Genomic DNA, 357 nt, shown 5'->3' with positions numbered 1-357 from the left:
GCCGGGCTCGTGCTGCTGGCCACGGGGGTGTGGCGGTACGTCGGGACGCTCAGCGCACACCGGGCGGCGCCCGCCCTGGCCGCCCTGAGCCTGGTCCTGCTCTGGGGGACGTCCGTCATCAACTGGAGCGGCTTTCTCTCCCTGAACTCCCTGGCGCTGACGGTGTCGTACCCCAGCGTGTTCGCCCTCGGCCTCGCCTTCCACTTCTGGGCGTGGCTCACCCGGGCGCTGCGCACGCACGCCGGACGGCGGACCTGGGCGGGGCTCGGGGTGCTGTGGGCGGTGATCCTGCTCTGCCACCAGTTCACCGGGCTGGTCGCCACCCTGGGCGGTCTGGCCGCGGTGCTCTCCGCCCGG

At 73.9% G+C, this 357-nt stretch carries 1 pseudogene; it reads left to right on the top strand.

Annotation, left to right across the window (positions count from 1 at the left end):
* Positions 1–357 (top strand): annotated as a pseudogene (locus CCN35_RS24400) (hypothetical protein); the annotation flags it as partial.

It is taken from the genome of Streptomyces thermovulgaris (assembly GCF_002155915.1).
In the GTDB taxonomy this organism is placed as follows: Bacteria; Actinomycetota; Actinomycetes; order Streptomycetales; family Streptomycetaceae; genus Streptomyces; species Streptomyces thermovulgaris.
This window is presented reverse-complemented; position numbering and strand designations above follow the sequence as displayed.